Here is a 567-nt window from a genome sequence, read left to right on the forward strand (position 1 = left end):
TGCGGCAGCAGTTCGAGGGTGTGATCTGGCGGTTCAGGACCAGTGGGCAGTGGCGGGAGATGCCGCAGGAGTTCGGCGCCTGGTCGACTGTGCACAACCGTTTCCGGCAGTGGCGCGACGCCGGCGTCTTCGAGGCACTGCTGGAGGGCCTGATCACGGAGGCGGCGAAGCGGGGTGAGGTGGACTTGTCGTTGGTCAGTATCGACTCCACCACCGTGCGGGCGCACCATGACGGTGCCGGGATGCATCTGGGTGAGGACGTCGTCACTGCGTTGGAGAAGGCTGCTGTCGAGGAGGAGAAGGCCAGGTCAAAGGGGGCAGTGGCGAAGAACAAAGCGGGCAGGACGTCCCGGCAGATCCTGAACGGGAGGAGCGGCGACGCATCCGGCGTCGACGCAGAGTCCGTATGAAGGCCGCTCTGCTGGGCCGCTCCAGGGGCGGGCAGACCAGCAAGATCCATCTGGCCGCCGACCGCAAGTGCCGGCCGCTGGCGTTTGTGCTGACCGCGGGTCAGGCCGCGGACAGTCCGCAGTTCATCCCGGTGCTGGGGAAGTTACGGGTCCGTGG

The 567-nt window shown here is 67.0% G+C and carries 1 pseudogene; it reads left to right on the forward strand.

Annotated features, from left to right (window positions below):
- A pseudogene (locus M8H82_RS36375) lies at positions 1 to 567 on the forward strand (transposase); the annotation flags it as partial.

This window comes from Streptomyces sp. YS415 (genome assembly GCF_023544665.1).
Lineage (GTDB): Bacteria > Actinomycetota > Actinomycetes > Streptomycetales > Streptomycetaceae > Streptomyces.